Source organism: Roseobacter sp. N2S (assembly GCF_031454055.1).
Taxonomy (GTDB): Bacteria; Pseudomonadota; Alphaproteobacteria; order Rhodobacterales; family Rhodobacteraceae; genus Amylibacter.
Genome location: NZ_JAVDQB010000003.1, coordinates 122569 through 145579, shown reverse-complemented (window position 1 = coordinate 145579; position 23011 = coordinate 122569). Strand labels below are relative to the sequence as shown.

The window sequence follows — 23011 nt, the reverse complement described above, 5'->3', positions numbered from 1 at the left end:
GGTTACTCCGGAAAATGGCTGACGATGATAAACATCACCGTGCCAATAAGGGTGACAAGGAAGGAATAGCTAAACACTGTCAGCACAAAGGGCTGCATCAGCATAATAACCCCCGCCGCGATCAGGATCGTTGCCACCATTTCCCAAGACCCCCGGCGCAGACGCACCAAACCGCTGATAAAATTCATCATTTCCGAACCGCTCCGAATGTGATCCCGCGCAAAAGATGTTTGCGCAACAGGATGGTAAAGATCATCACAGGCACCAGAAAAATCGTCGCCCCTGCGGCCACTGCAGGCCAGTCCTTACCGCTGGTGCCGATGATATTAGGAATGAAAGGCGGCGCGGTTTGCGCTGTGCCAGAGGTCAACAAAACCGCGAAAGCATATTCGTTCCACGCAAAGATCAGACAGAAAATCGCCGTCGATGCGATGCCTGTGGCGGTTTGGGGCAGCACCACTTTGTAAAACGCCTGAAACCGCGTGTAGCCGTCAATCAGCGCTGCCTCTTCGTATTCCACGGGAATTTCGTCGATGAACCCTTTCAGCAGCCAGACAGACAGGGACAGATTGACCGCCGTATACAGCAGGATCATCCCTAAATGCGTATCGTTCAGGCCCAACTGACGGAACATCAGGAAAATCGGGATCGCCACCGCGATGGGGGGCATCATCCGTGTGGACAGGATGAAAAACAGCAGATCGTCCTTTAACGGCACCTTAAAACGGCTGAACGCATAGGCTGCCATAGTGCCAAGGATCATACACAACGCCGTTGATCCAAAACCGATGATGATAGAGTTCAAAAACCGCTGACCGTATTTCGACGGGCCGGAAATAACTGTGCCGCGATCCCGCGCAATGGTATCATACCATGTTTGCGGCTCGCCCGCGTCTTCCAGCATCTGATCGGTGGCGCGGGTGCGTTCGGTGAACAGGTTCACATAACCCTCTAGCGTCGGTTCAAACACCACAACGGGCGGGTAAGCGATTGAATCTGTGGGCGATTTAAACCCTGTGGCCACAATCCACAGCAACGGCACCAAGGTGACAATCGCATAGCCGATCACCAGAATACCGGCGATCCATTTGGTACGGCCCGACGGCTCGGTCACTGAAAAGCTCATCTCTCTTTTACCTTATTCAGGGCTTTGACATAGATTGAGGCAAGGCCGAACACCGTCACAAACAGGATCACCGCATAGGCCGAGGAATAGCCCGTGCGCCATTTTTCAAACGCCTCACGCTTCAAATCAATTGACGTCAGCGTTGTGGTGTTGCCCGGTCCCCCGCCCGTAAGCTGGACTACAAGATCAAACATTTTGAAATTCTCGATGCCACGGAACAAAATCGCCAACATCAAAAACGGCAGCGCCATGGGCAGCGTGATCGTCCAGAACTGCCGCCATTTGCTGGCGCGGTCACATTCGGCGGCTTCATAAATACTGTCAGGAATAGACCGCAACCCCGCAAGACAGATCAGCATAACAAACGGTGTCCACATCCAGGTGTCGGCAATCACAATGGCCCAAGGCGCAAGGTTCACATCCCCGATCATCGAAAAACTGGCAGGGTCCACACCGCTGAAAAAACCCACCACATAGTTGAACAAGCCGATTTGCGGTTGATACAGAAAGGTCCAGAAGTTGCCCACCACGGCAGGGGATAACATCATGGGAAAGACGATAATTGTCGTCCAAAGATCATTGCCGCGAAATTTTTTATTGATCAGAAAGGCCAGTGCAAAGCCGATCAGCACCTGCAACGCAATGGTCCAGATCAGGAAATGCGCCGTGGCCTGCATGGTGTTCCACACATCGGGGTCGGTCAGGATACGCTGGTAATTGCGCAGCCCCACCCATTCCACATCATTGTTGGGGCGGTTCACACGGAAGTTGGTAAAGCTAAGCCGCACCGTCCAGATCAGCGGGAAAATATTCACCGCCAGCAGCAAAAACACGGTGGGCGCCACAAAAATCCAGGCAATTGTGCGATCCGAAAGGCCGCGTATCCGTCGCGCCAGACCCTCGGGGGTGTGCTGGGCGGCCCTGCTGATGGGGGTCATCGTCATGTTGAAATTCCTTCCAAGCAACCGCCCGAACTGGCAAATGCATTGGTCTTTATGGGGGTGTTTTACCGCCCTTCAGCCGACTACAGACCGGCTGAAGGGTTTGATAAGGCTATCAAAAGTCAGAACCACTTAGCAGTGGATCAAAGCTTGCCTTCGTCCTCAAAGACCTCGATCCAATCAGCCGTCAAACCGTCAAGCGCCTCTTTGGCGGTGCCATCCCCTGCAATTACATAGTTGTGCATACGGCTTTGCATCGCCAACAACAGATCGGCGTAGGACGGCTCGGCCCAGAAATCCTTGACGATTGCCATACTGTCCAGAAAAGTCTGGGCATAGGGCTGGCTGGCGGCGAAACCGGGGTCCTCGACCACCGCTTTCAGCGCAGAATACCCGCCCAATTCCCACCATTTGGACTGCACATCCTGTTGCGCAAACCATTTAATATACTCCAGCGCCGCATCCTGCTTTTCAGAATAGGCAACAACCGAAATCCCTTGCCCGCCCAGCTGTGCAAACTGCCCTGCGGGGCCTGCCGGATTGTGGAAATAACCGGATTTACCGCCCCCCACATTGGCGTCCGCTTCAACACCCGGCCAGATAAAGGCGAAGTTCATCTGCAAGGCAACCTGCCCCGAACGGTAAGCGTCAATGTTTTCGCCCATATACCAGTTGGACGACCCCGGAGGTGTGCCCACATCATAGAGCGCCTTGTAATATTCCAAGCCAGCAATCGCCCCGTCCGAATTGACAAACCCTTCCAGATCATAAGGTTTATCGGGATTTTCATAAAGGAACCCATAGTTATAAAGCGCGTTTGTCACGCCCATGGTGATCCCCTCGGACCCCCGTTCGGTATAGATCGCAGCGCCGTAAACCGTTGTGCCGTCAATATCGCGACCTTGGAAAAATTCGGCGATGTCTTTGAGTTCTTCCAGCGTGGCAGGCACGTCCAAAGCGCGGCCATATTTTTCCTGAAACTCGGCCTGCAACGCGGGGCGTTCAAACCAGTCCTTGCGATAGGTCCAGCCCACCACATCGCCAAACGCGGGCAGCGCGTAATAATTCGGGGTATTTTTGGGCCATTCCGCATAACCCGTCACAGTTGCAGGGATAAAGTCATCCATGCTGATGTTGTTCGCGTCGAAAAAGTCGTTCAGCTTGACGTAATGGCCGCTTTCCGCGCCCCCACCGATCCACTGGCTGTCCCCGATCATCAGATCACATAACAGCCCGCCCGAATTCAACTCGTTCAACATACGATCGGCAAAACTGGTCCAAGGCACAAATTCGAAATTCATCGTATGGCCGGATTGCGCTTCAAAATCCTTGCTCAGCTCTATCAGCGCATTTGCAGGGTCCCATGCCGCCCAGCACAGCGTCAGGTCATCCGCTTGTGCCGCACCAGACAGGCCAGCAGTGGCCAGCGCACCCGCAGCCGCAGTCATCTTCATCAGATTCAATGTCATTTTGGTCTCCTCCCAGAGATAGGGTTTTTATGCGCCTTGAAATGCCGCGCTTTCATCCTGCTACAATGACTAATGAGGCACGTGCCTCAAATCAAGTTAATTTTGAGACACGTGCCTCAAAAATAGATATACGAACAGGGAAAGCCGCTGTATAAAGACCGACACCATGACGTATACGCCCCGACAACAGCTTGATAATATGACGCAAACCCAGATGGCCTGATGATGACCTATTCGCTGCGACCCACAACCAAAGACCTTGCGAAAGCTGCCGGCGTCAGCCGCGCAACGGTTGATCGCGTGCTGAATGCACGCGACGGGGTAAAGCAAAAAACCGTCGATAAGGTGAACGCCGCGATTCGCGAATTGGGGTTCGTGCGCAACCTGCAGGCGGCCAATCTGGCGCGGCAACGGAACTATAATTTCATTTTTGCCCTGCCCCGATCAGGTGGCGAATTCGTCCAGCAGATCGAACGCCATGTGGACGAAGCCAAACAGGTTTTTCTGGCCGATGATATTTGGGCCAGCGTGGAATATATCTCGGAAAACGACCCACACAGCACCTCTGATTTTCTGGCCTCTATTGACCCTGCGCTAATTTCCGGCGTGGCAATCATGGCCCCAGAAACACCCCAAGTCCGCGACGCGATCAAACGGCTTCAGGAACGCAACATCGCCGCTTTGCCGTTTATTTCCAACCAGTCAGGGTTCGAAGACAACTGCGTTGGCATCGACAACCGCGCTGCTGGTGCAACCGCGGCCACACTGTTGGGACGGTTTATCAAATCCGAAACCGCCAGCCTGATGGTGGTATCCGAAAGCATGCAATCGCGTGACAGTCAGGACCGCCGCTTGGGGTTTGACGACGTGCTGAACGCAGATTTTCCGAACCTGCGCGCCCTGCCCTCGCTGGAAACCTACGGCGATTGGGATCGGGCGGAATCGATCATCGCGTCATCTCTGGCCAATAATGCAGACATCGCGGGCCTGTATATTATGTCGTCCGAGGCCGAGGCGCCGGTCACTGCCCTGAAAACATCAGGTCGCCTGAACGGGGTGGTCACCATCGCCCATGAACGCACGCCCTTTACCGAACAAGCCCTTCATTCTGGCGCAATTGATGCAATCATCGCGCAAAACACCGGCCATTTGGTACGCAGCGCCATCCGTCGCCTGAAAGGCATCATCGACAACCGCGAAACCCTGAAGTCCCAAGAAACCATCCGCACCGAAATTTTGCTGAAGACCAATCTCTGACCTTTGGATCGTTTAATCCATCGCCGCCAAAGCCTGCTCGGATTGGCGGTGAATCGGGAAGATTTTATCGTAGGCCAGCGTGAACACATAGGTGTAGCCCACAACAAAGGTTGTGATGGCAATATCTGCCACAAACGCTTCTAGCAGGGAGATCTGCAACCACCAGACATAGATCGGCAACGAGGTTAACGTCAGCGAGGCTTCAAACCCCAAGGCATGCACAACCCGCCCGAAATGGGACCGTTGGCTTGAAACCCGCCCGGCCCGCGCATCGACTTGATCAAACCCCCAATTATAAAGCAAATTCAACACCATCGCTTTTCCTGCCAGAAACGCACCGAACAGACCGAATTCCGCAATTGGCTTGTCAAAAATTACTGAGCCCGCGGGAATCAGGATCGCCATCAGTGAAATTTCAAAGCAGATTGTGTAGCGCAGGCGGTCTTTTCCCGATCTTTGAACAACAGTTTCCGACATCTATTTGCTCCTTCGCGCGGGCCTTTTTTCAAGATTGCTTCTATCGGTAATTCCAAGTATTTCCAGTCATTAAGTATCTGATAATATGATAGGACAGCCATGCCCTCCCCTGACAGTCTGCGCGCCTTTGTTCTGGCGGCTGAACTCGGTTCGTTTTCGGCCGCCGCACGACAGATGAAGAAGGCCCAGTCGGCTGTCTCCACCGCCATTTCCAACCTTGAAATTGACACGGGCCTGATGCTGTTTGACCGCAGCAGCAGGTCACCCACCCTGACCCCAGAGGGGCGTTCCTTGCTGCCTTATGCCAACGGAATTCTGCTGGGCCAGCAAGAATTTTCCGCCAAAGCCAGTTCCATGTCCGAAGGCGTCGAGGACCGCCTTTGCATCGCCGTGGAACAGGGCATCGACCTGACGCCTGCCCTAAACATTTTGACAGAATTTGCGGATCACTTCCCCCATGTGACGCTGGAAGTTCTGTCAACAGGCCCCAATGACACCGCGACCTTGCTGAAAGAAGGACGTGCGGTTTTGGGGCTGATGACAGAACAGGAAAGCTATCCCACAGGGTTCCAGTTTCGCGGTGTGGGTCATTGGACATTGGTTCCTGTGTGCAGTGCAGCTCATCCCTTGGCCGGATTTGATCGGGTTTCCCACACCCAGCTAAGGCAGCATCGCCAGTTGGTGTTGAAAAGCCGCTCGACCGATGAACTTGGGATTGTCGGTGAAATCAAAAGTGCGGCCACATGGTATGCGCAAAGCCCGAATATGATCCTTGATCTGGTATTGCGGGGGCTGGGCTGGGCCGAATTGCCACTGTCCGTGGTCAAAGACCAGTTGAAATCGGCCAATCTGGTTCGAATGAACTATCGTTTTCAGCAAAGCGATGTGTTGGAAGGTTTGGATCTTGTCTGGACTGAACAACACGGCCTTGGTCAAGCGGGCCAATGGATTAAAAGCCAGCTTTTAAATGTTCCACAAGAGGCTTGGCGCGCCTAAACAACACCGCCTTTGCCTTGTAAAAACCCCGAGGCCGCACACTCTGTGCAGCCTCGGACAGACTGTTTAAATCAAGCTTTTGTTAGACCAATTCACCCAAGCTGGCTGGGCTAAACCCTTGCAACTCAGCAGATTTTCCGTTGCGAATTTGATCTGGCCACGCAGGATTCGTGATCAAAGCGCGCCCAACGGCGATCAGGTCGAACTCTTCGCGGTCCAAGCGTTTCATCAATCCGTCGATTTCAGTGCTTTGTGAGGATTCTCCGCCAAAGGCCCGCATGAAATCGCCCGACAAGCCGACAGACCCTACACTTACCGTTGCTTTGCCTGTCAGTTTTTTCGCCCAACCCGCAAAGTTAAGGCCGTCTTCCCCGTCGATTTCAGGGAATTCAGGCTCCCAGAAGCGGCGTTGCGAACAGTGGAACACATCCACGCCCGCTTCGGCAAGCGGTGTCAGCCAGGCTTCCATTTCTGCGGGTGTTTCAGCCAGACGGGCAGTGTATTCTTGCTGTTTCCACTGGCTTAACCGCAGGAAGATCGGGAAGTCAGGACCAACAGCCGCCCGAACCGCGCGCACGATTTCAGCCGCAAAGCGCGAGCGTTCTACCAAGGTTGCCCCGCCAAACGCGTCGTCGCGCTGGTTTGTGCCAGCCCAGAAGAATTCGTCAATCAGATAGCCGTGGGCACCGTGAATTTCCGCCATATCAAAGCCCAACCGCTTGGCATCCGCCGCAGCCGAGGCGAAGGCCGCGATGGTGTCTGCGATATCGGCGTCAGACATGGCGTGGCCTACTTTGACATCGGGTTTCAACAGGCCGGACGGGCTTTCAAAACCGGATTCAGGGGTCCATTCGCCCTGTCCTTTGACAGCGCCGATGTGCCAGATCTGCGGCCCCATGCGCCCGCCCGCGTCATGCACGGCGTCAATCACTTGCTTCCAGCCTGCCAAAGCGGCCTCGCCGTGGAAAAACGGAATGTTCAGTTCATTGCGTGACGCCGGGCGATTGACCACGGTGCCTTCGGACAGGATCAAACCAGCGCCGCCTTCAGCACGGCGGCGGTAATAGTCTACGTTTGACTGCCCTGGCACACCGTTCGGGGCCATGTTTCGGGTCATCGGGGCCATGACAATTCGGTTCTTCAGTTCAAGGTTCCCAAGCTGGAACGGCGCGAAAAGCGATGCAGTGTCTGTGGTGGTTTTGGTTGACATTTAAAGTCTCCGGAATTTGATTTGCAGCATACGTATATTAAATATACCTAGTGGCAATGGGGCACTTCAGGTTCCCTAAGTCACTTTGAGGAAACCACATGTCTGACGCGCATTTTTCAGCCAACTGCCCCAGCCGCATTCTGTTCGCAGAAGTGGCCGACAAATGGTCCATGATGATCCTGAAAGTCCTAAGCGACGAACCACAACGCTTTAACGAAATCAAGCGGCGGCTAGAGGGTGTGTCGCAAAAAGCGTTGACGCAAACCCTGCGCCGCCTTGAACGCAACGGGCTGATCACCCGCACGGTTCTGTCAACCTCGCCTGTCGCGGTGCGTTATGCCTTAAGCCCGCTGGGAAAATCACTGGTGGTGCCCTTTGCAGCCCTATACGCTTGGACTTGCCACAACCTGCCCGAGGTGGAGGCCGCACGCCGAAACTATGATGCCCGCGCGTGACGCCAAACACCTGTTTATAACAACGAAACTGTGAACTCTTTCAGACCGTGCCAGATTAGCGCGGCTTGGTTTGGCACAGCGCATCGGTGCTGTTTGCCGCCTCTAGGGTGCCAATCAAATCTTTCATGGTCCCAACAAAGCTCGCGTATCGCTCGGTGCCAATAGCATCACGCAACGCGTCCAGATGGCCCAGCGCCTTGGCCTCCATTCGGGCTTGTTGTTCAATGCCTTTTTGCGTAGCCACACTTAGATGGATGCGCCGATCCTGCGCCGAACGCAGACGCTGGATCAGCCCCTCGTCCTCCATCCAGCGCAGGGCTTTGGTGATGCTGGATTTGTCACGGGCGGATGCGATCCCAATCTGGGTCTGGCTGATACGGGGATTGCGCACCACCAAGGTCAGGATGGTGAAATACCCCGGCAGCAGCGCGTCATCGCCCAGCCGATTGCGGAAATCCTCGTAAGCCACCTCAAAGGCGCGGCGCAGGTACATGCCGATGAATTCATGCAATACCCCGTGGTCCAGCGTAGCACTGTCAGGTGCCTGCGCGGCTTCATAGGATAAAACCGCATCTTCCTGCCCGCCCTGTGTCGGTTTGACCCCCATGCCTAGCGCGCCATAACAGGCAGAACCATCACCACCCAAGGAAAGGCAATGATGATCAGAATGCGTACAACATCGGCCAGCACAAAGGGCAGTACGCCCCTGTACATATCCCCGACAGAGAGGTCATCAATCACCGATTTAATCACGAACAAGTTCAATCCAACAGGTGGTGTAATCAACGAAAGTTCGGTCACCATCACGGCAAAGATACCAAACCAGACCGGATCAAACCCCAATTGCGTGACGATAGGAAAGAAGATCGGGATGGTCAGCAAAATCATCGACAGGCTTTCCATGAACATACCCAAGAAAAGATAGATCAACAGGATTGCTAAAATCACCGCCGTTGGCCCCAAGCCCAAGGATAAGATCAGGTCTGACAGTGCTGCGGGCAAGCCGATCAGATTCATAAAGTTGGAAAAAACCAGCGCGCCGATCAACACCATGAACAGGCTGGCTGTGGTCATTACGGTTTCTATCAGCGAGTCGATCAAGCCCCGCCATGACAAGGCACGCCGCCACAAGGCAAAGGCCAATGCCCCCGTGGCCCCAACGCCGCCAGCTTCGGTCGGGGTGAACACACCCTTATAAAGCCCGCCAATAATGCCGATGAACAACAACAGGATCGGCCCCACGCTGCGCAAATAGCGGATGCGATCTGCCCAGCCCACGCGGGGGGCGGCAGGGGCGCAACTCGGGTCGATTTGCGCGGCAATCCGAATGGCTGCAAGGTACAGGATGATGGCCAGCACACCGGGCAATACACCCGCGATGAACAGCGATCCGATATCCGTGCCTGTGGCGATCCCATACAGCACAAGGATCACCGAGGGCGGGATCAAAATACCCAACGTCCCCCCCGCCGCAACAGCCGAGGCCGCAAAGCCGTCTTTATAGCCATACCGGCGCATTTCAGGCACTGCGACTTTGGCCATGGTTGCCGCTGTCGCCAATGAAGACCCGCTCAGTGCGGAAAACCCGCCGCATGCAAGGATCGTCGCCGCCGCCAGCCCGCCGCGCATATGGCCCACAAACCCGTGGCACAGCCGGTACAGGTCCTCGGACATCCGCGCGCGGGTCACAAACACCCCCATCAGAATGAACATGGGCAGGACCGACAATTCATAAGACATGGTGGCGTTGATCGGCAGTTGGCCAATCATCCCCATCGCAGTGCGTTCGGATATGTTAATCCAAATACCCGAAAGCCCCACCAGCAACATGGCCAGCGCAATGGGCATCCCACCCATCATCAAAACAAACACGCCCCCAAAAGAGATCGCGGCGACTTCCCACACGCCCATCAGAGGCCCCCTGCCGTTTCAGTAGTCTTGGGGCGATCGGGGCGAAACGCCTCAATCGCGCAAATCAAAAAGGCCAGTGCAGCTACAACCAGCAGCACAGACATGCCTTGAGCAATCAGCCCCTTTGGCACGCGTAATTCCATCGTCACTTCGCCGTAGGACAGCAGCCGCACGCCCTGAAGCCAGACCCGCCAGGCAATAAACCCAAGCAACCCCGCCCCGACAAGATCAGCCAGAAACCCCATTGCGCGCACCACGGACGGGGGCAGTTTGTCGATCAGCACTGTCACACAAATATTGCCACGGCGGCGCACCATCAGCGGCACTGCGGTGAAAACAATCAGCCCCATGCCGATTTCGATCATTTCAAAGCCGCCCATCAACGGGCTGCGCAATCCATAGCGCATGACCACGCCGGTAAAGGTCACGGCCATAACGAAAAAGGCAATCAAACCGGATAGCCACGCAAGCACTAGGCACAGTTTGTCAAAGAGATTTATTGCAGATGACATCGCGCCCTCGCCCACCGGAAAAATAATGCGGTGGCACCCCTTAAGCGGTGCCACCCAAGGATCACTTGACCACGTTTACAGCTTTATCAGCACGGTAGTTTTCCACCATGTCGCGGGCGTATTCCAAAATTTCCGCCCCGTCATAGCCTTTGTCTGCCGCCTGCGCCAACCATTCTGTTTCCAGCGGTTTCAGCTTTTCACGGGCCGCAGCAACATCAGCTTCTGGCAGGGTGATGAATTCCACACCCTTTTCATTCAGCTTTTCTTCGCCATGTTTGTCCCCATTGGTCCAGGCAAAGCCCGACAGCATCGCAATCGCCATACCAGAGTGCTTTTCAACAGCCGCCCGTTCCTTATCGGTCAAACCGTCCCAGCTGTCCTGATTGAACGCCACCCAAAAGGTATCAGTATACAAACCACCTGGAATCCGTGTGATCGACGAAATTACCGGCGTGATGCCGAAAAAGTCGATGGATTCAGATGGGAAAGTGATCCCGTCAGCCACACCGCGTGACATTGCGGTCTGGGCCTCGGTCGGGGGCAGTTGCACGGGGGATGCGCCCAGTTCGGACATCATCCGCCCTGTAACATTGCCACCCACACGGATGGTTTTGCCCTCTAGGTCAGCCAGCGTATCAATCCGGCCCTTGGCCATGTTGATATTGGGGTTAGAGTGGGTGAACAAGCCCACCACATGGGCACCATCATGTTCGCCGTATTCCGCGCCGTACTTTTCATAGGTCAGCCAGGACGCAGCAGATCCGGCCCATGGATCGGGCGACATAAACGGCAGGTCCATCACTTGGGTCATGGTAAAGCGGCCCGCATTGTGGCCCGAAACACCGTAGCCCACGTCAAACGCCTGATCCAGCAACAGGTCAAACTGTGCAGGGGGTGGCCCCAGCGGCGAAGTCATGATTTCAAACTTCAACGATCCGCCGGTTTCTTCCTCAATCGCTGTTGCCCATGGCTTTAGAATGCCCGACACGATCAAATGGTGCGGCGGCAGCCACGACCCGACGCGGATCGTTTTTGTGTCCTGCGCGAAGGCAGGCAGCGCAGTGACACCAATCGCCAGCGCCAAGCCCCATGTTGCAAATATCTTCATCTTACTCTCCCTTATGCTATGCGGCTTCTACCGCTCGTTTATTTTGGTGATCAAAGTTTTGTAGGTCCACTGAGTTTAAAAATTTCCAGCGCATCTGCTTCGGACCCGCCCCGCACGGACAACAGACGAAACTGTTCCGCCGCCATCGCTGTGAATGGCACCGGAGATGTACTGCTGCGTGCCAGATCGCAGACTGAATCGAGATCTTTCAGCATTGTGTAGACATGTCCCAAAGGCGGCTCGTGCTGGGCGTTAACCATACGTGGTAAAAAGATTTGTAGCGGCTTGCTGTCTGCAAATCCACCAGCCAGTGCTTCGGGCAGACGGGTGGCATCCACGCCTGCATTTGTCGCCAGACGTGCGGCCTCGGCCAGAACGGCCATGGTACAGCCCACAATAACCTGATTGCACAGTTTGGTTGTCTGCCCTGCCCCCGACGGCCCCATCAAGGTAAACCGCGCGGCCATTTTCAGCACCACATCTTCGACTTTGGCAAAAACTGCCGCATCGCCCCCTGCCATGATCGCCAGCGTTCCCGCCTCGGCACCTGGCACACCGCCAGACACAGGGGCATCGATCCAATCCATGCCGGTTTCGGCTTTCAAACGATCCGCCATAACGCGAGTGGCCTCGGGCTGGATAGACGAGAAATCCACCAGAACCGCCCCTTTGCGCGCACCTTTGGCAACGCCGTTTTCACCGAACACGGCTTCTTCTACCGCTTTGGTATCCGTCAGGCACAGGAACACGATATCGGATTTCGCCGCAACATCGGCAGGGTTTTCCCCCAGTGCAGCCCCTTTATCCACCAGCGGTTGCGCCTTTGAAGCTGTGCGATTCCAGACTGTTAGCGCAAATCCTGCCGCTAGCAGACGCCCCGCCATAGGCGTGCCCATCAAACCGATTCCGATATATCCAAGCGTTGGTGTGTCTGTCATCTGTCCATTCCTTTTCTGCGCGGCTCTGGCCATTGCGCATTCCCTGCATGGGTCACAGCCCCTTCATGGGCTTGGCCCACGGTGGCTGCGTATTTCGACAAAAGCCCTGCCTTGTGGCGGGTTTCCGGTGCGGTCCATTCCGCGCGGCGTCGGTCCAGTTCTTCGTCCGACACATCAAGTGTGATTGTGGCCGCCTTTCCGTCGATAGTGATCGTATCACCGTTGTGAACCAACCCCATCGGCCCGCCTGTCGCGGCCTCGGGGGCGGCGTGGCCAATGCACATGCCCCGCGTGGCACCTGAAAACCGACCATCCGTCAGCAAGGCCACTTTTTCGCCCATGCCCTGCCCGTAGATCAGCGCCGTCAGACCCAGCATTTCGCGCATCCCAGGGCCGCCAACGGGGCCCTCGTTGCGCACAATCAGAACCTCACCCTCTTTGTAATCCCGCGTGTGCACCGCCTCGACCGCGTCATCTTCGCTTTCGAACACACGGGCCGTACCGGTGAAGGTCAGCGATTTCAGGCCAGCCACTTTTAACAGCGCACCATCGGGGCAAAGGTTGCCTTTCAACACAACAACACCGCCTGATTTCATAATGGCATCCGACACAGGGCGGATGATTTCCCCGTCTGGTGCGGGGGCGTCCTGAACCTCTTCGGCCAGTGTGCGGCCTGTGACTGTCAGCGTATCCCCGTGCATAAAGCCATTGGCGATCAACTCTTTGATAACCACATGCGCGCCGCCAATTTCATAAACATCCTTGGCGTGATATTTCCCGCCGGGTCGCAGGTTCCCGATAAACGGCGTGCGTTGCAGCACGGCGGCCACGTCATCGGCAGTGAATTTGATCCCTGCCTCATGGGCAATAGCAGGAATATGCAACGCAGTATTCGTGGACCCGCCTGTCGCCGCAACAATGGCACAGGCGTTTTCCAGCGCCTTGCGGGTCACAATATCACGGGGCAACGGCCCGCCCCGTTCGATCATTTCCATCACCAAGGCCCCTGCACGGTGACCAACGCCCTTACGCTCGGAATACACCCCTGGAATCATAGATGAATTGGGAACCGTCAGCCCCAATGCCTCGGATACCATAGCCATCGTGTTGGCGGTAAATTGCCCTGCACAGGCACCAATGGTCGGCTTGCAGGCCTCTTCCAATTGGGTCAACTCGTCTCGGGTCATGGTGCCGGCTTGCACAGCGCCCACAGCCTCATAGGTATCCAGAACACTGACATCACGCTCCTGAAACCGCCCCGGCAAAGCAGAGCCGCCATAGACAAAAACCGAAGGCACATTACAGCGTACCATCCCCATGATGACGCCCGGCAAAGTCTTGTCGCAGCCGCCATAGCCCACGATCCCGTCATAAGCGTGGCCGTGGATCACAGCCTCAATACTGTCGGCGATCAATTCACGGCTGACCAGACTGAATTTCATGCCTTCGTGGTTCATCCCGACCCCATCGGACACCGAAATCGTAGTGAATTCGCGCGGCGTGCCGCCTGCCATCGCCACGCCTTCCTTGGCGTAATCCACCTGTGCGTAATGGGTCATGTTGCACGGTGTCGTTTCGCCTTTCTGGCTGACCACGCCCACCATCGGCTTGGCGATTGCCGCATCATCCAGCCCCATCGCATGCATGAAGGCACGGTGCGGGCTGCGGTCGATGCCGTCGGTGGTAATACGCGAGCGAAGTGGTTTTTTGTCGGTCGAAGCCATTAATAGCTGCCCCTGAAGAAAGTTTCACGAAAGAATGTTTTCACTTGAACTAAATCATTCGATCCCGTTTTCTGTCAACACTGAATTTGAGGAGGCCGAAAATTGAGACTGATCGCGAATATTTCCATGATGTTTAAAGAAGTCGCCCTGCACGAAAGGCTACATGCGGCGCAGGCGGCTGGCTTCGCAGGCGTTGAAATCCAGTTTCCCGAAGCGCAGGATATAGCGGCGTTGAAACGGGCTTCAGATGAACTCCGGATGCCGATCACTTTGATAAATGTGCCGCGCGGCACTGGCGATGCAGTCGGTCTTGCTGCGCTGCCGGGTCAGGTTGCGGACTACCACGCCGCCGTTGAAACCTGCGCCGAACAGGCCGCAACCCTTAGGGTTCGCAAGGTCAATGTTCTGGCAGGCCGACCGCCAAAAGGCGCGGATCCCGCCGACTGCCGCGCCACCCTAATCCGCAACCTTATTCATACTGCCGATGTCATGGCTGCACTTGATGTGCGTGTCATGGTCGAGCCGGTTAACCTTGGCGACGTCCCCGGCTTCTTTCTGTCAGGACTGGGAAACGCACTGGCCCTGTTGGAAGAGATCAACCACCCCAACCTGTTCCTGCAATTCGATTATTATCACATGTCGATCACCGAGCCCGACCTGCCTGCGGCGATCCGGCGGGCGGGATCACGGATTGGTCACGTACAATTTGCCGACACGCAGGGACGCAATGAACCCGGCACGGGCACAGTGGACTTCGCCGCGGCCTTCAAAGCCCTGCGTGAAACCGGCTATGACGCAGAGGTTTCGGCAGAATATAATCCCCGTGGAACCACAGCCCAAGGGCTGGAATGGATGAATGATTTTAAAAGGATGATGGCATGAGCGACCAAACAAATATAACACAACAGATCCTGCAAGACGTGCTGGCAGGCGCACCGTTTAACGCTTACGGGGTGACCCCGCTGCGCAGCGTCGAACAGGCCTACGCCCTACAGGATTCGCTGACCTCTGCCTTGGTGGAAAATGACAGGTTCGGCCCTGTCGCAGGCTGGAAAATCGCCGCCAACTCTGTGCAATTGATGGAGCGCTTCAAGCTGAAAGAGCCCGCCACAGGCCGCGTCTTTGCCAACCAACGCCGCAACAGCCCCGCAACATTGCAAGTCAGCGACTACACCGAATTCGCCTTTGAACCCGAGATCGTCGCAGTAATAAAAACCACGCTCCCCCCAGAAAACGCGCCGTTTTCAACCGCGGACGTCATGGCTGCCATTGATCGGTTTGCCCCCGGAATGGAACTGCTGGACATGCGCCAAACCGACATGCCCAACACCCACATCCCTGACGCCATCGCCCAAAACATTTCCAACGTAGGCGCCGTTCTGGGCGGACCGGGTATCGCCCCCGAGGCCCTAAATCCAAGCAACGTGCGCACGACCATAACAATTGACGGCAAGGTTCAACACGACGTCACAGGCGCCGCCCCACAAAACCCGATCGAAGCCGTAACATGGCTGGCCAACCATCTGGCGTCACGGGGGCTTATGCTAGAAGCCGGACAAATCGTAATGTGCGGCACCCACAGCCCGATCTGGTACCACAAAGGCGCAGGCAAAATTGAGGTAGAGATGTCAGGTCTGGGAACTGTGTCCGTTACGATGGAATGACGTAAAGACTAGGCAAGGCCTTGCGTCATCACGCGACGCGGGCCGTGTCAATCTGGGAAAAAAGGGGGGGTGGCGGACAGACAGGGATTCGAACCCTGGAGACCCTTCCGAGCCTACACACTTTCCAGGCGTGCGCCTTCGACCACTCGGCCACCTGTCCGTTGGGCGGGTATTAGCGGTCTGAGCGGGGGCTTGCAAGCCCTAAGGTTTGTTTTTTGTTACAGTTTCGCAACTGCGGCATTTGGGGGGGATTTGACGGTGTTCTAACCCTGTGCATATCCGTTTTCTCGGCGGGATTGCAGGGTCAGTCGATCTCGGGGCCGTATTCCAGCACGAGGGGGACGATCAGGTCTTCTTCGTCAGTCAAATGACGTTCCAAAAAACTGTCAAAGGTCTTTTGTCGCGCCAGCAGGGCTTGGGTCGCAGTTTTGGCATCATTGCCCGATTGCAGGTCTTGCAGCACCAGATTTGTCGACTCGGCCAGATCGTGGATATGGCGGTCCAGCGCGTGGTGATCGGCGTCCAGCAGTTCAAAGCCGTGTTCCAACCGCCCGTCCAGGCCGGTGAATTTGGGAAAGTAGTGATTGTCCTCAATGGAATGATGGCCGTGCAACTGATCCAGAAACAGGCGGGTATAGTGGCTGAGCTCGGCCCCGAAACGCGGGTGTGTGCTGTCTAGGAACTGGTTGCTGCTGTCCTGCAAACGGGCAATCAATTCGCGGAACATGCCGTGGCGCGACAACCAGAACCCCGTCAAATCCGAAAAATTCGGATGGGTTTCCCAGTCGGCACGGGGATAAAGATCGGCCAGCACGCGCAGGTGTTCGGGCAGGCCGGATCGGGTTTCAAGGCTGGGTTTTTCCATGGTCTCAGTCCTAAACCAGCCGTAAAGGCTTGACCAGTCGCTTAACGTTGCTGGGTCTGCCAGTCGGGATGTATCCAAGGCTCCACGTTTGAAGCAGGCAGCGGCGTGCGGCCTAAAATATGGTCACTGGCCTTTTCCCCAACCATGATAGAGGGCGCGTTCAGATTGCCGTTCGGGATGCTGGGGAAGATAGAACTGTCGGCCACCCGCAGGCCCTCTACGCCGATAACGCGGCATTCGGGATCGACCACGGCCATCGGGTCATCCGCTGCGCCCATTTTGCAGGTGCCGCAGGGGTGATAGGCGCTTTCCACGTGTTCCTTGATAAAGCTGTTCAGCTCTGCATCCGACTGCACATCTTTGCCCGGTTGGATTTCGCCGCCGTTAAAGGGGGTGAAAGCATCTTGGGCAAAAATCTCGCGGGTTAAGCGGATGCAGGTGCGGAAATCCTGCCAGTCCTGATCGCGGCTCATGTAGTTGAACAGGATGCTGGGCGCGGCTTTCGGATCGGCGCTGGTCAGCGTGACCGCCCCGCGAGAGGTGGACCGCATCGGGCCCACATGGGCTTGAAAGCCGTGTCCCTCGGCGGCGGCCTTGCCATCGTAGCGCACGGCCATGGGCAGGAAATGATACTGGATGTCAGGGTATTCGATGCCTGCCCGAGACCGGATAAAGGCGGCACTTTCAAACTGGTTTGATGCGCCCGGCCCTTTGCCTGTCAGCAGCCATTTCGCCCCGACATAGGCTTTGCCCAGCAGGTTCCAGTATTTGAACAGGGTCACGGGTTGCAGGCTTTTGACCTGAATATAGAGTTCCAGATGGTCCATCAGGTTCTGCCCGACCCCTGCCCGATCCGCCACCACGTCAATGCCGTGTTCACGCAGATGGGCGGCGGGGCCGATGCCCGACCGCATCAGCAACGCGGGGGAATTAAACGCAGAGGCGGCGATGATCACCTCGCGGCTGGCGTTCAAAGTGACGGTCTTGTTGCCTTGGCTGATTTCAACCCCGACTGCGCGGCCATCTTTGATCACCACGCGGTTGGCGTGGCCCTTGACCAGTTCAACGTTGGGGCGTTTCAAGGCGGGTTTCAGATAGGCGTTGGCCGCAGACCAGCGTTGGCCTTTGTGAACGGTCTGATCCATCGGGCCGAAGCCTTCTTGCTGGACGCCGTTGTAATCATCTGTGACCTGATAGCCTGCCTGACGACCTGCCTCGACAAAGGCGCGGTTCAGGGGGTTTTCGCGGCTTCCCCGCTGCACATGCAGCGGACCTGCATCGCCGCGCACATCTGCATCACCGCCGTGGCCAGATGCATCCCAGTTTTCCTGCCGCTTGAAGTAGGGCATCACATCCGCGCCAGACCAGCCCTGTGCGCCCAGTTCGGCCCAGGTGTCATAGTCCCGCGCATGGCCGCGCACATAGACCATACCATTGATCGAGGATGAGCCGCCAACCACCTTGCCCCGAGGGGCCGCCAGCCTGCGCCCGCCCAAATGGGGTTCGGGTTCAGATTGATACCCCCAATCATAGCGCGCCATATTCATCGGATAGCTAAGTGCGCCGGGCATCTGGATAAACGGCCCCCAATCGGTACCGCCATATTCCACAACCAGCACTTTGTTTTTGCCGTCTTCGGACAGGCGATAGGCCATTGCACAGCCAGCAGAGCCAGCGCCGATGATGATGTAATCCGCGTTCATAACGATGGGTTCCTTGTCAGAACGTGTTGCGCAGCGCGTCGTAAGAAACCATCACATGGTCCTGAAAGGCGCGGCGTTTGGTAAGGCGATTATAGTAAGCTTGGGCCTGCGGTAGCGGCCTGCGGGGTAAATCCGTGTCAAAGTAACGGGACAGAACATGGCCGAACATCACGTCAGCCAGTGTGAAATCGGGACCGCACAGAAAGGCGTGATCGGCAAGGCGGGCTTCGGCGATGGACAGTTCTGCTTCGAACACGTCCAGTGCTGCAGAAATCGCCGCCGTATCCCGCCGCTCAGGGGCGGTGCGGGTGTTGCGCCAGAAAATCGGGCCGGTAAAATTCCGCGCCACATCGTTTTTGGCCCAATCTGCCCACATATCCACCTGCGCGCGGGCCAGTGGATCAGCAGGCCAAAAGCTGTCAGAGCCGTGCAATCCCGCCAGATAGCGCAGGATAGCGGCGGTTTCGAACAAGGCCTGCCCTGTTTGGGTCACCAGCACGGGGATTTTACCATGAGGGTTCCGCGCGCGGAACGTTTGGGTGTCAGTGCCCCCGTAAACTTCGCCGTAATCCAGCCGGTTTGCGGCCAGCGCCAGTTCCCCGGTGCCCCACATCACCGCCTGCACATTCGACGAGGTTTTGCGCCCGTAAACCGTGAGCATCACTCCCCCCTTGGGAAACGGGCGACGTCCTCGACCGTGTTCAAATCCATGTGGTTGCGCATGTAGCGTTCAGATGCTTTTTGCAGCGGCTGGTAATCCCAAGGATAATAATCGCCGTTGCGCAGCGCCTCATAAACCACCCAGCGGCGGGCCTGACTTTCGCGGATCTGCGCATCATAAGCATCCAGATCCCAACGCACTTCGGATTGTTCGCGCAGGGCCTTTAGAGTGACGGCATATGTGGGGTCGGTTGCCAGATTTGTCAGCTCGTGGGGGTCGGTGTCCAGATTGAACAACTGTTCGGGATCAAGGGCGCAGCGGTTGTATTTCCACGGACCATCGCGCAGGGAGACCAGCGGGGCATAAGATGCTTCGGCGGCGTATTCCATTGCAACGGGGGCGCTGCGGGTGCCGCCCTGCCCCAGATACACAAGGCTTTCGCCTTCGGTCCAGGGGGCGACTTCATCCATGGAAACACCAGCAAGTTCGGCCACTGTGGGGGTGACGTCGATATTGCTGACAGGGGCTGTGACCAGACCCGGTTCCATATCAGGGGCGCAGACCATCAAAGGCACGCGGGAGGCGCCTTCAAAGAAGCTCATCTTGAACCAATGTCCCCGTTCGCCCAGCATATCGCCGTGATCGGATACAAACAGGATTGTTGCCTCTTGGCGGGTAGTTTCAAGGGCTTCCATTACCTCGCCGATTTTATCGTCCAGATAGCTGATATTGGCGAAATAGGCGCGGCGCGAACGCTTGATGTCTTCTTCTTTGATGTCAAAGCTGCGCCAGTCGTTGGCGTCAAAAATCCGTTTGGAATGGGCGTCGTGATCGGCGTAGTCCATCGCAGGCACGCTGGGTAACAGGTGGTCGCAATCCTCGTACAGATCCCAGTATTTCTTGCGCGCTACATAGGGGTCGTGGGGGTGGGTGAAGCTGACGGTCAGGCACCACGGGCGATCCTGTTTGCCCCGCGCCAGATCATAGACCTTGCGCGTGGCGTTATACGCCACCTCATCGTCATATTCCATCTGGTTGGAAATCTCGGCCACGCCCGACCCTGTGACAGAACCCATGTTGTGATACCACCAGTCGATCCGCTCGCCCGGTTTGCGGTAATCGGGCGTCCAGCCGAAATCAGCGGGGTAAATATCAGTGGTCAGGCGTTCTTCAAAGCCGTGCATCTGATCGGGCCCGACGAAATGCATCTTGCCCGACAGGCAGGTTTGATAGCCCGCACGGCGCAGGTGGTGCGCATAAGTGGGGATGTCAGAGGCAAATTCCGCCGCATTGTCATAGACCCGCGTGCGGCTGGGCAATTGCCCCGACATGAAAGACGCCCGCCCCGGTGCGCAGAGCGGTGACGCGGTATAGGCGTTTTTGAACCGCGTGGAACGTGCCGCCAGTTTTTTAAGGTTCGGCGCGTGCAACCAATCGGCTGGCCCGTCGGGAAACAGCGTGCCGTTCAGTTGGTCTACCATAAAAATCAGGATGTTCGGCTTGCTCATGTAGAGACCTTTAATTCTTGCTGTGTGTGGTTCAGTTGCTGGCGCAGGTATTCATCCACCAGTGCCATAACCTCCAGCCGCGCAGGTGCGTTGTCCTGCAAGGCGTGGCGGATGTAAAAACCGTCAATCATCGCGGCCAGAGTTTGGGCCACGTGGTTCGCACGGCTGGTGTCCATCAGTTGGGACAGATTGAACACCAGATTGGAATGCAGCCGCCGCCCGTAAATGGCGAGCAGGCGTTTGGCTTCGGGGACGGTGCGGGCGTAGACATAGAAATTCAGCCATGCCGACACCACTTCATCTGTGAAATTCAGCGGATGAAAGCTGACGGCGATGATGGCGTCCAGACGTTCCTTGGGGCCGGACACCAGTTTCATTTCCCTGCGCACATGATCCCCGTAAGAGCGCAGGATATGGCGCATGGCGGCCACAAAAATCTGTTCCTTGCTGCCGAAATAGTGATGGGCCAAGCCGCTGGACATGCCCGCCCGTTTTGCAATCTGGCTGACGGTCACACTTAACGAGCCCGCCTGCCCGATCTCGGCAATCGTGGCATCAATCAACGCCTGACGGCGGATCGGTTCCATTCCAACTTTGGGCATTTGAGACTCATTTCAGGTGTCGCCGCAACTTGGAGTTTTTATATTGACTGGTCAATCAATAAAAACGGAGTGCCAGAAAAAATCCTGTCACCGCTTTACAAGCGGAGATCGCCGCCGAGGGTTTGAGGCCCATCATGTCACATTGTCTAGGGGTCGTATTCTTGCTACCCCCGAAAAAACCTCGGAGGATTGCAGTGCAAAAAACCGCCCTCTTCACATTGCCAGATACCAATATTCAAGTTCTGGCACCCCCTGCCGAGCTGGATTTTTTTGACCGACAAAGCGTTCAGCTTTCCAACCCCATCACCCCGCTTGCAGCATGGAATGCGATCACCGGACGACCATCGCGCCTTTTGAAAGTTGCCTTTCGCATCAGGGACGGGATTTCCGCATTGTTCGGAGTCAAGAAAATCGGCGGCTTCTCATCCTCGGCGCGCGAAGGGGTTTCGGTTGGCGAAAAGCTGGATTTCTTTCTGGTGGAACATGTGGCGCACGATGTTCTGACCCTGTCGGAACGAGACACACATCTGGACGTTCTGACCTGCATATCAACACAAGAAAACACGCTGACCATTACATCTTCGGTGATAACGCACAACACATTCGGGCGAGTCTATATGCTGCCGGTTGCACCAGCACACAGGTGGATCGTCCGCTCAAATCTGCGGCGCATTCAAAAAGAGCACGCTTAATAAAAGGCCTGTGAAGGGCTGGTGTTTGGGTCTGCCTGCAACAGTATCACCCCGGCAAGGTCACCACAACTGCGCCGCGGTTTGTGGCGACGACGGTGTGTTCATACTGCACAACTGGCGCGCGGGGGTGGCTGCGCAGGGTCCAGCCGTCGGCGTCCTGATCCGCCCAAAGCCCGCCCGTAGACAGAAAGGGCTCCACTGTCAGAACAAGGCCATTGGTGATGCGGCGCTTGTCGCCTTTGGTGGGCCAGGTGGCGATTTCTTCGGGGTATTCATGCAAGGATCGCCCGACCCCGTGGCTGGCGAGATTTCGGATTAATGTATAGCCCCGCGCATCTGCGAATTTTCCGATGGCTTTACCGATGCCGGCCAGCGGCTTGTCACTGCCCACTTGCGCAATGCCGATCTGCATGGCGCGTTTCCCATCACGGCACAAACGATCCAGCGGCGCCTGCGTTGGCGGCACGCGAAATGTGGCCCCTGTATCCGCGAAAAAGCCGTTCTTTGAGGCAGACACGTCGATGTTCACCAGATCCCCTGCTGCGATCACCCGATCCCCCGGAATGCCATGGGCAATTTCTTCGTTCACGCTGATGCAGGTTGTGCCCGGGAAGTCATAGACGGCTTTCGGGGCCGAAACGGCGCCATTTCGGTCCAGCAATGTACGGCCTATTTCATCCAGTTCAAGGGTGGTCATTCCGGGTTCCATCGCTTTGGCCATCGTCTGCATTGTGTTGGCGACGATCCGGCCAATGTGTTTCAGCCCGTCCAGTTCATCTTGTTTTGTGATGGTCATCTGATGCTTTTCCCCAAGTGGATCTCGTTCCTTTTTATCTAAGAGCCTGTGTTCAGAATGTCCACGTCAGGGCGAACGGCACGGAACTTTGACAAAACTCTTGCGAAACCCCAGTGAACACCATGAAAATCGCAATAAAATTGAGACAGTTAAACTATATCGTGGCCAAATAGGCACGCTATACTTGAGGCATCCAAATTTGATTTTGCAGCCACATTCATGACACAATCATCAACCAATTCTTAACTCCCGAGCGTCAGATTAGACGACGATAGATATTTATGGGGAAAAGATATGAGTTTTTTAATTGGAATGGCAATTGGCGGCATGGCCGCTTGGCTGGTGATCGCCGTAATGGAAACCACTTGGGAAGACATCTTCCCAGATCAATAACCG

The 23011-nt window shown here is 56.1% G+C and carries 24 protein-coding genes and 1 tRNA gene; 6 read left to right on the top strand and 19 right to left on the bottom strand.

The genetic code is table 11. The features are described 5' to 3' along the window. Positions 1-2: 2 nt before the first annotated feature. The 4 genes from GGE09_RS09840 to GGE09_RS09825 form a co-directional block, all read right to left on the bottom strand. Positions 3-191, bottom strand: coding sequence for a hypothetical protein (locus tag GGE09_RS09840; protein ID WP_309745943.1), 189 nt, complete (start codon positions 189-191; stop codon positions 3-5). Continuing rightward, entirely contained in the window at positions 188-1126 is a 939-nt protein-coding gene (locus tag GGE09_RS09835) for a carbohydrate ABC transporter permease (RefSeq protein ID WP_309745942.1), read from the bottom strand. The genes GGE09_RS09840 and GGE09_RS09835 overlap by 4 nt, the downstream gene beginning before the upstream one ends. Beyond that, positions 1123-2070, bottom strand: coding sequence for a sugar ABC transporter permease (locus tag GGE09_RS09830; protein ID WP_309745941.1), 948 nt, complete (start codon positions 2068-2070; stop codon positions 1123-1125). The genes GGE09_RS09835 and GGE09_RS09830 overlap by 4 nt, the downstream gene beginning before the upstream one ends. 140 nt (positions 2071-2210) lie before the next feature. After that, positions 2211-3536 carry an extracellular solute-binding protein gene (locus tag GGE09_RS09825; RefSeq protein WP_309745940.1) on the bottom strand — a complete coding sequence of 442 codons (1326 nt, stop codon included), beginning with the start codon at positions 3534-3536 and terminating at the stop codon, positions 2211-2213. Between the two features lie 225 nt (positions 3537-3761). Between GGE09_RS09825 and GGE09_RS09820 the strand changes: the two genes are divergently transcribed. After that, positions 3762-4793 (top strand): LacI family DNA-binding transcriptional regulator, encoded by a 1032-nt coding sequence (locus GGE09_RS09820; protein WP_309745939.1) that lies wholly within the window; start codon positions 3762-3764, stop codon positions 4791-4793. A gap of 12 nt (positions 4794-4805) precedes the next feature. Here GGE09_RS09820 and GGE09_RS09815 read toward each other — a convergent pair whose 3' ends face one another. Beyond that, positions 4806-5270, bottom strand: a complete 465-nt coding sequence (locus GGE09_RS09815; protein WP_309745938.1) for a PACE efflux transporter — start codon at positions 5268-5270, stop codon at positions 4806-4808. A 99-nt stretch (positions 5271-5369) separates the two neighbouring features. On the opposite strand from GGE09_RS09815, the gene GGE09_RS09810 reads away from it, so the two are divergent. Beyond that, positions 5370-6266, top strand: coding sequence for a LysR family transcriptional regulator (locus GGE09_RS09810; RefSeq protein WP_309745937.1), 897 nt, complete (start codon positions 5370-5372; stop codon positions 6264-6266). 82 nt (positions 6267-6348) lie between these two features. Here the strand turns inward: GGE09_RS09810 and GGE09_RS09805 are convergent, their stop codons facing one another. Then, complete coding sequence (locus GGE09_RS09805; RefSeq protein WP_309745936.1) at positions 6349-7476, bottom strand: NADH:flavin oxidoreductase; 1128 nt, start codon at positions 7474-7476, stop codon at positions 6349-6351. A gap of 98 nt (positions 7477-7574) precedes the next feature. Here GGE09_RS09805 and GGE09_RS09800 point away from each other — a divergent pair, with 98 nt between their 5' ends. After that, positions 7575-7931 carry a helix-turn-helix domain-containing protein gene (locus GGE09_RS09800; protein ID WP_309745935.1) on the top strand — a complete coding sequence of 119 codons (357 nt, stop codon included), beginning with the start codon at positions 7575-7577 and terminating at the stop codon, positions 7929-7931. 55 nt (positions 7932-7986) lie between these two features. Here GGE09_RS09800 and GGE09_RS09795 read toward each other — a convergent pair whose 3' ends face one another. From GGE09_RS09795 to ilvD, 6 genes are all read right to left on the bottom strand, one after another. Beyond that, positions 7987-8538, bottom strand: a complete 552-nt coding sequence (locus GGE09_RS09795; protein ID WP_309745934.1) for a MarR family transcriptional regulator — start codon at positions 8536-8538, stop codon at positions 7987-7989. Positions 8539-8540: 2 nt separating this feature from the next. Next, positions 8541-9842: a TRAP transporter large permease gene (locus GGE09_RS09790; RefSeq protein WP_309745933.1), complete on the bottom strand. Its 1302-nt coding sequence runs from the start codon at positions 9840-9842 to the stop codon at positions 8541-8543. Next, the gene (locus tag GGE09_RS09785; RefSeq protein ID WP_309745932.1) at positions 9842-10354 is read right to left on the bottom strand and encodes a TRAP transporter small permease; all 513 of its coding nucleotides are present in this window, start codon (positions 10352-10354) and stop codon (positions 9842-9844) included. The genes GGE09_RS09790 and GGE09_RS09785 overlap by 1 nt, the downstream gene beginning before the upstream one ends. A 61-nt stretch (positions 10355-10415) precedes the next feature. Next, positions 10416-11462 carry a TRAP transporter substrate-binding protein gene (locus GGE09_RS09780; protein ID WP_309745931.1) on the bottom strand — a complete coding sequence of 349 codons (1047 nt, stop codon included), beginning with the start codon at positions 11460-11462 and terminating at the stop codon, positions 10416-10418. 50 nt (positions 11463-11512) lie between these two features. Then, positions 11513-12400 (bottom strand): NAD(P)-dependent oxidoreductase, encoded by an 888-nt coding sequence (locus tag GGE09_RS09775; RefSeq protein WP_309745930.1) that lies wholly within the window; start codon positions 12398-12400, stop codon positions 11513-11515. Then, complete coding sequence (gene ilvD, locus GGE09_RS09770) at positions 12397-14124, bottom strand: dihydroxy-acid dehydratase (protein ID WP_309745929.1); 1728 nt, start codon at positions 14122-14124, stop codon at positions 12397-12399. Before ilvD ends, GGE09_RS09775 begins: the two co-directional genes overlap by 4 nt. 102 nt (positions 14125-14226) lie before the next feature. Between ilvD and GGE09_RS09765 the strand changes: the two genes are divergently transcribed. Together GGE09_RS09765 and GGE09_RS09760 are read left to right on the top strand one after the other, a co-directional pair. After that, positions 14227-15006 carry a TIM barrel protein gene (locus tag GGE09_RS09765; protein WP_309745928.1) on the top strand — a complete coding sequence of 260 codons (780 nt, stop codon included), beginning with the start codon at positions 14227-14229 and terminating at the stop codon, positions 15004-15006. Then, on the top strand, positions 15003-15788 hold the full coding sequence (locus GGE09_RS09760; RefSeq protein ID WP_309745927.1) for a fumarylacetoacetate hydrolase family protein: 786 nt from the start codon (positions 15003-15005) through the stop codon (positions 15786-15788). The genes GGE09_RS09765 and GGE09_RS09760 overlap by 4 nt, the downstream gene beginning before the upstream one ends. Positions 15789-15858: 70 nt before the next feature. Here GGE09_RS09760 and GGE09_RS09755 read toward each other — a convergent pair. From GGE09_RS09755 to betI, 6 genes are all read right to left on the bottom strand, one after another. After that, positions 15859-15948 (bottom strand) — tRNA-Ser (locus tag GGE09_RS09755). Between the two features lie 144 nt (positions 15949-16092). Continuing rightward, a complete protein-coding gene (locus GGE09_RS09750) occupies positions 16093-16653 on the bottom strand; it encodes a hemerythrin domain-containing protein (protein WP_309745926.1) in 561 nt (186 codons plus the stop codon). Between the two features lie 41 nt (positions 16654-16694). Continuing rightward, the gene (gene betA, locus GGE09_RS09745; RefSeq protein ID WP_309745925.1) at positions 16695-18356 is read right to left on the bottom strand and encodes a choline dehydrogenase; all 1662 of its coding nucleotides are present in this window, start codon (positions 18354-18356) and stop codon (positions 16695-16697) included. Between the two features lie 16 nt (positions 18357-18372). Next, entirely contained in the window at positions 18373-19017 is a 645-nt protein-coding gene (locus GGE09_RS09740) for a glutathione S-transferase family protein (protein WP_309745924.1), read from the bottom strand. Continuing rightward, positions 19017-20525 carry a choline-sulfatase gene (gene betC, locus GGE09_RS09735; protein WP_309745923.1) on the bottom strand — a complete coding sequence of 503 codons (1509 nt, stop codon included), beginning with the start codon at positions 20523-20525 and terminating at the stop codon, positions 19017-19019. Before betC ends, GGE09_RS09740 begins: the two co-directional genes overlap by 1 nt. Then, positions 20522-21127, bottom strand: a complete 606-nt coding sequence (gene betI / locus GGE09_RS09730; protein WP_309745922.1) for a transcriptional regulator BetI — start codon at positions 21125-21127, stop codon at positions 20522-20524. The genes betC and betI overlap by 4 nt, the downstream gene beginning before the upstream one ends. Before the next feature lie 194 nt (positions 21128-21321). On the opposite strand from betI, the gene GGE09_RS09725 reads away from it, so the two are divergent. Further along, positions 21322-21819 (top strand): DUF2867 domain-containing protein, encoded by a 498-nt coding sequence (locus tag GGE09_RS09725; RefSeq protein WP_309745921.1) that lies wholly within the window; start codon positions 21322-21324, stop codon positions 21817-21819. A gap of 46 nt (positions 21820-21865) precedes the next feature. Here GGE09_RS09725 and map read toward each other — a convergent pair whose 3' ends face one another. Beyond that, positions 21866-22615: a type I methionyl aminopeptidase gene (map, locus tag GGE09_RS09720; RefSeq protein ID WP_309745920.1), complete on the bottom strand. Its 750-nt coding sequence runs from the start codon at positions 22613-22615 to the stop codon at positions 21866-21868. Positions 22616-23011 lie beyond the last annotated feature (396 nt).

Excerpts from the sequence above, each read along its gene's own strand:
- GGE09_RS09760 (WP_309745927.1), top strand. The coding sequence starts at position 15,003 with ATGAGCGACCAAACAAATATAACACAACAGATCCTGCAAGACGTGCTG.
- betC (WP_309745923.1), bottom strand. The coding sequence starts at position 20,525 with ATGAGCAAGCCGAACATCCTGATTTTTATGGTAGACCAACTGAACGGC.
- map (WP_309745920.1), bottom strand. The coding sequence starts at position 22,615 with ATGACCATCACAAAACAAGATGAACTGGACGGGCTGAAACACATTGGC.
- GGE09_RS09805 (WP_309745936.1), bottom strand. The coding sequence starts at position 7,476 with ATGTCAACCAAAACCACCACAGACACTGCATCGCTTTTCGCGCCGTTC.
- GGE09_RS09810 (WP_309745937.1), top strand. The coding sequence starts at position 5,370 with ATGCCCTCCCCTGACAGTCTGCGCGCCTTTGTTCTGGCGGCTGAACTC.
- GGE09_RS09820 (WP_309745939.1), top strand. The coding sequence starts at position 3,762 with ATGACCTATTCGCTGCGACCCACAACCAAAGACCTTGCGAAAGCTGCC.
- GGE09_RS09825 (WP_309745940.1), bottom strand. The coding sequence starts at position 3,536 with ATGACATTGAATCTGATGAAGATGACTGCGGCTGCGGGTGCGCTGGCC.
- GGE09_RS09800 (WP_309745935.1), top strand. The coding sequence starts at position 7,575 with ATGTCTGACGCGCATTTTTCAGCCAACTGCCCCAGCCGCATTCTGTTC.
- GGE09_RS09780 (WP_309745931.1), bottom strand. The coding sequence starts at position 11,462 with ATGAAGATATTTGCAACATGGGGCTTGGCGCTGGCGATTGGTGTCACT.
- GGE09_RS09775 (WP_309745930.1), bottom strand. The coding sequence starts at position 12,400 with ATGACAGACACACCAACGCTTGGATATATCGGAATCGGTTTGATGGGC.
- GGE09_RS09840 (WP_309745943.1), bottom strand. The coding sequence starts at position 191 with ATGATGAATTTTATCAGCGGTTTGGTGCGTCTGCGCCGGGGGTCTTGG.
- GGE09_RS09835 (WP_309745942.1), bottom strand. The coding sequence starts at position 1,126 with ATGAGCTTTTCAGTGACCGAGCCGTCGGGCCGTACCAAATGGATCGCC.
- GGE09_RS09795 (WP_309745934.1), bottom strand. The coding sequence starts at position 8,538 with ATGGGGGTCAAACCGACACAGGGCGGGCAGGAAGATGCGGTTTTATCC.
- GGE09_RS09750 (WP_309745926.1), bottom strand. The coding sequence starts at position 16,653 with ATGGAAAAACCCAGCCTTGAAACCCGATCCGGCCTGCCCGAACACCTG.
- GGE09_RS09830 (WP_309745941.1), bottom strand. The coding sequence starts at position 2,070 with ATGACGATGACCCCCATCAGCAGGGCCGCCCAGCACACCCCCGAGGGT.
- GGE09_RS09740 (WP_309745924.1), bottom strand. The coding sequence starts at position 19,017 with ATGCTCACGGTTTACGGGCGCAAAACCTCGTCGAATGTGCAGGCGGTG.
- GGE09_RS09790 (WP_309745933.1), bottom strand. The coding sequence starts at position 9,842 with ATGGGCGTGTGGGAAGTCGCCGCGATCTCTTTTGGGGGCGTGTTTGTT.
- betA (WP_309745925.1), bottom strand. The coding sequence starts at position 18,356 with ATGAACGCGGATTACATCATCATCGGCGCTGGCTCTGCTGGCTGTGCA.
- betI (WP_309745922.1), bottom strand. The coding sequence starts at position 21,127 with ATGCCCAAAGTTGGAATGGAACCGATCCGCCGTCAGGCGTTGATTGAT.
- GGE09_RS09815 (WP_309745938.1), bottom strand. The coding sequence starts at position 5,270 with ATGTCGGAAACTGTTGTTCAAAGATCGGGAAAAGACCGCCTGCGCTAC.
- ilvD (WP_309745929.1), bottom strand. The coding sequence starts at position 14,124 with ATGGCTTCGACCGACAAAAAACCACTTCGCTCGCGTATTACCACCGAC.
- GGE09_RS09785 (WP_309745932.1), bottom strand. The coding sequence starts at position 10,354 with ATGTCATCTGCAATAAATCTCTTTGACAAACTGTGCCTAGTGCTTGCG.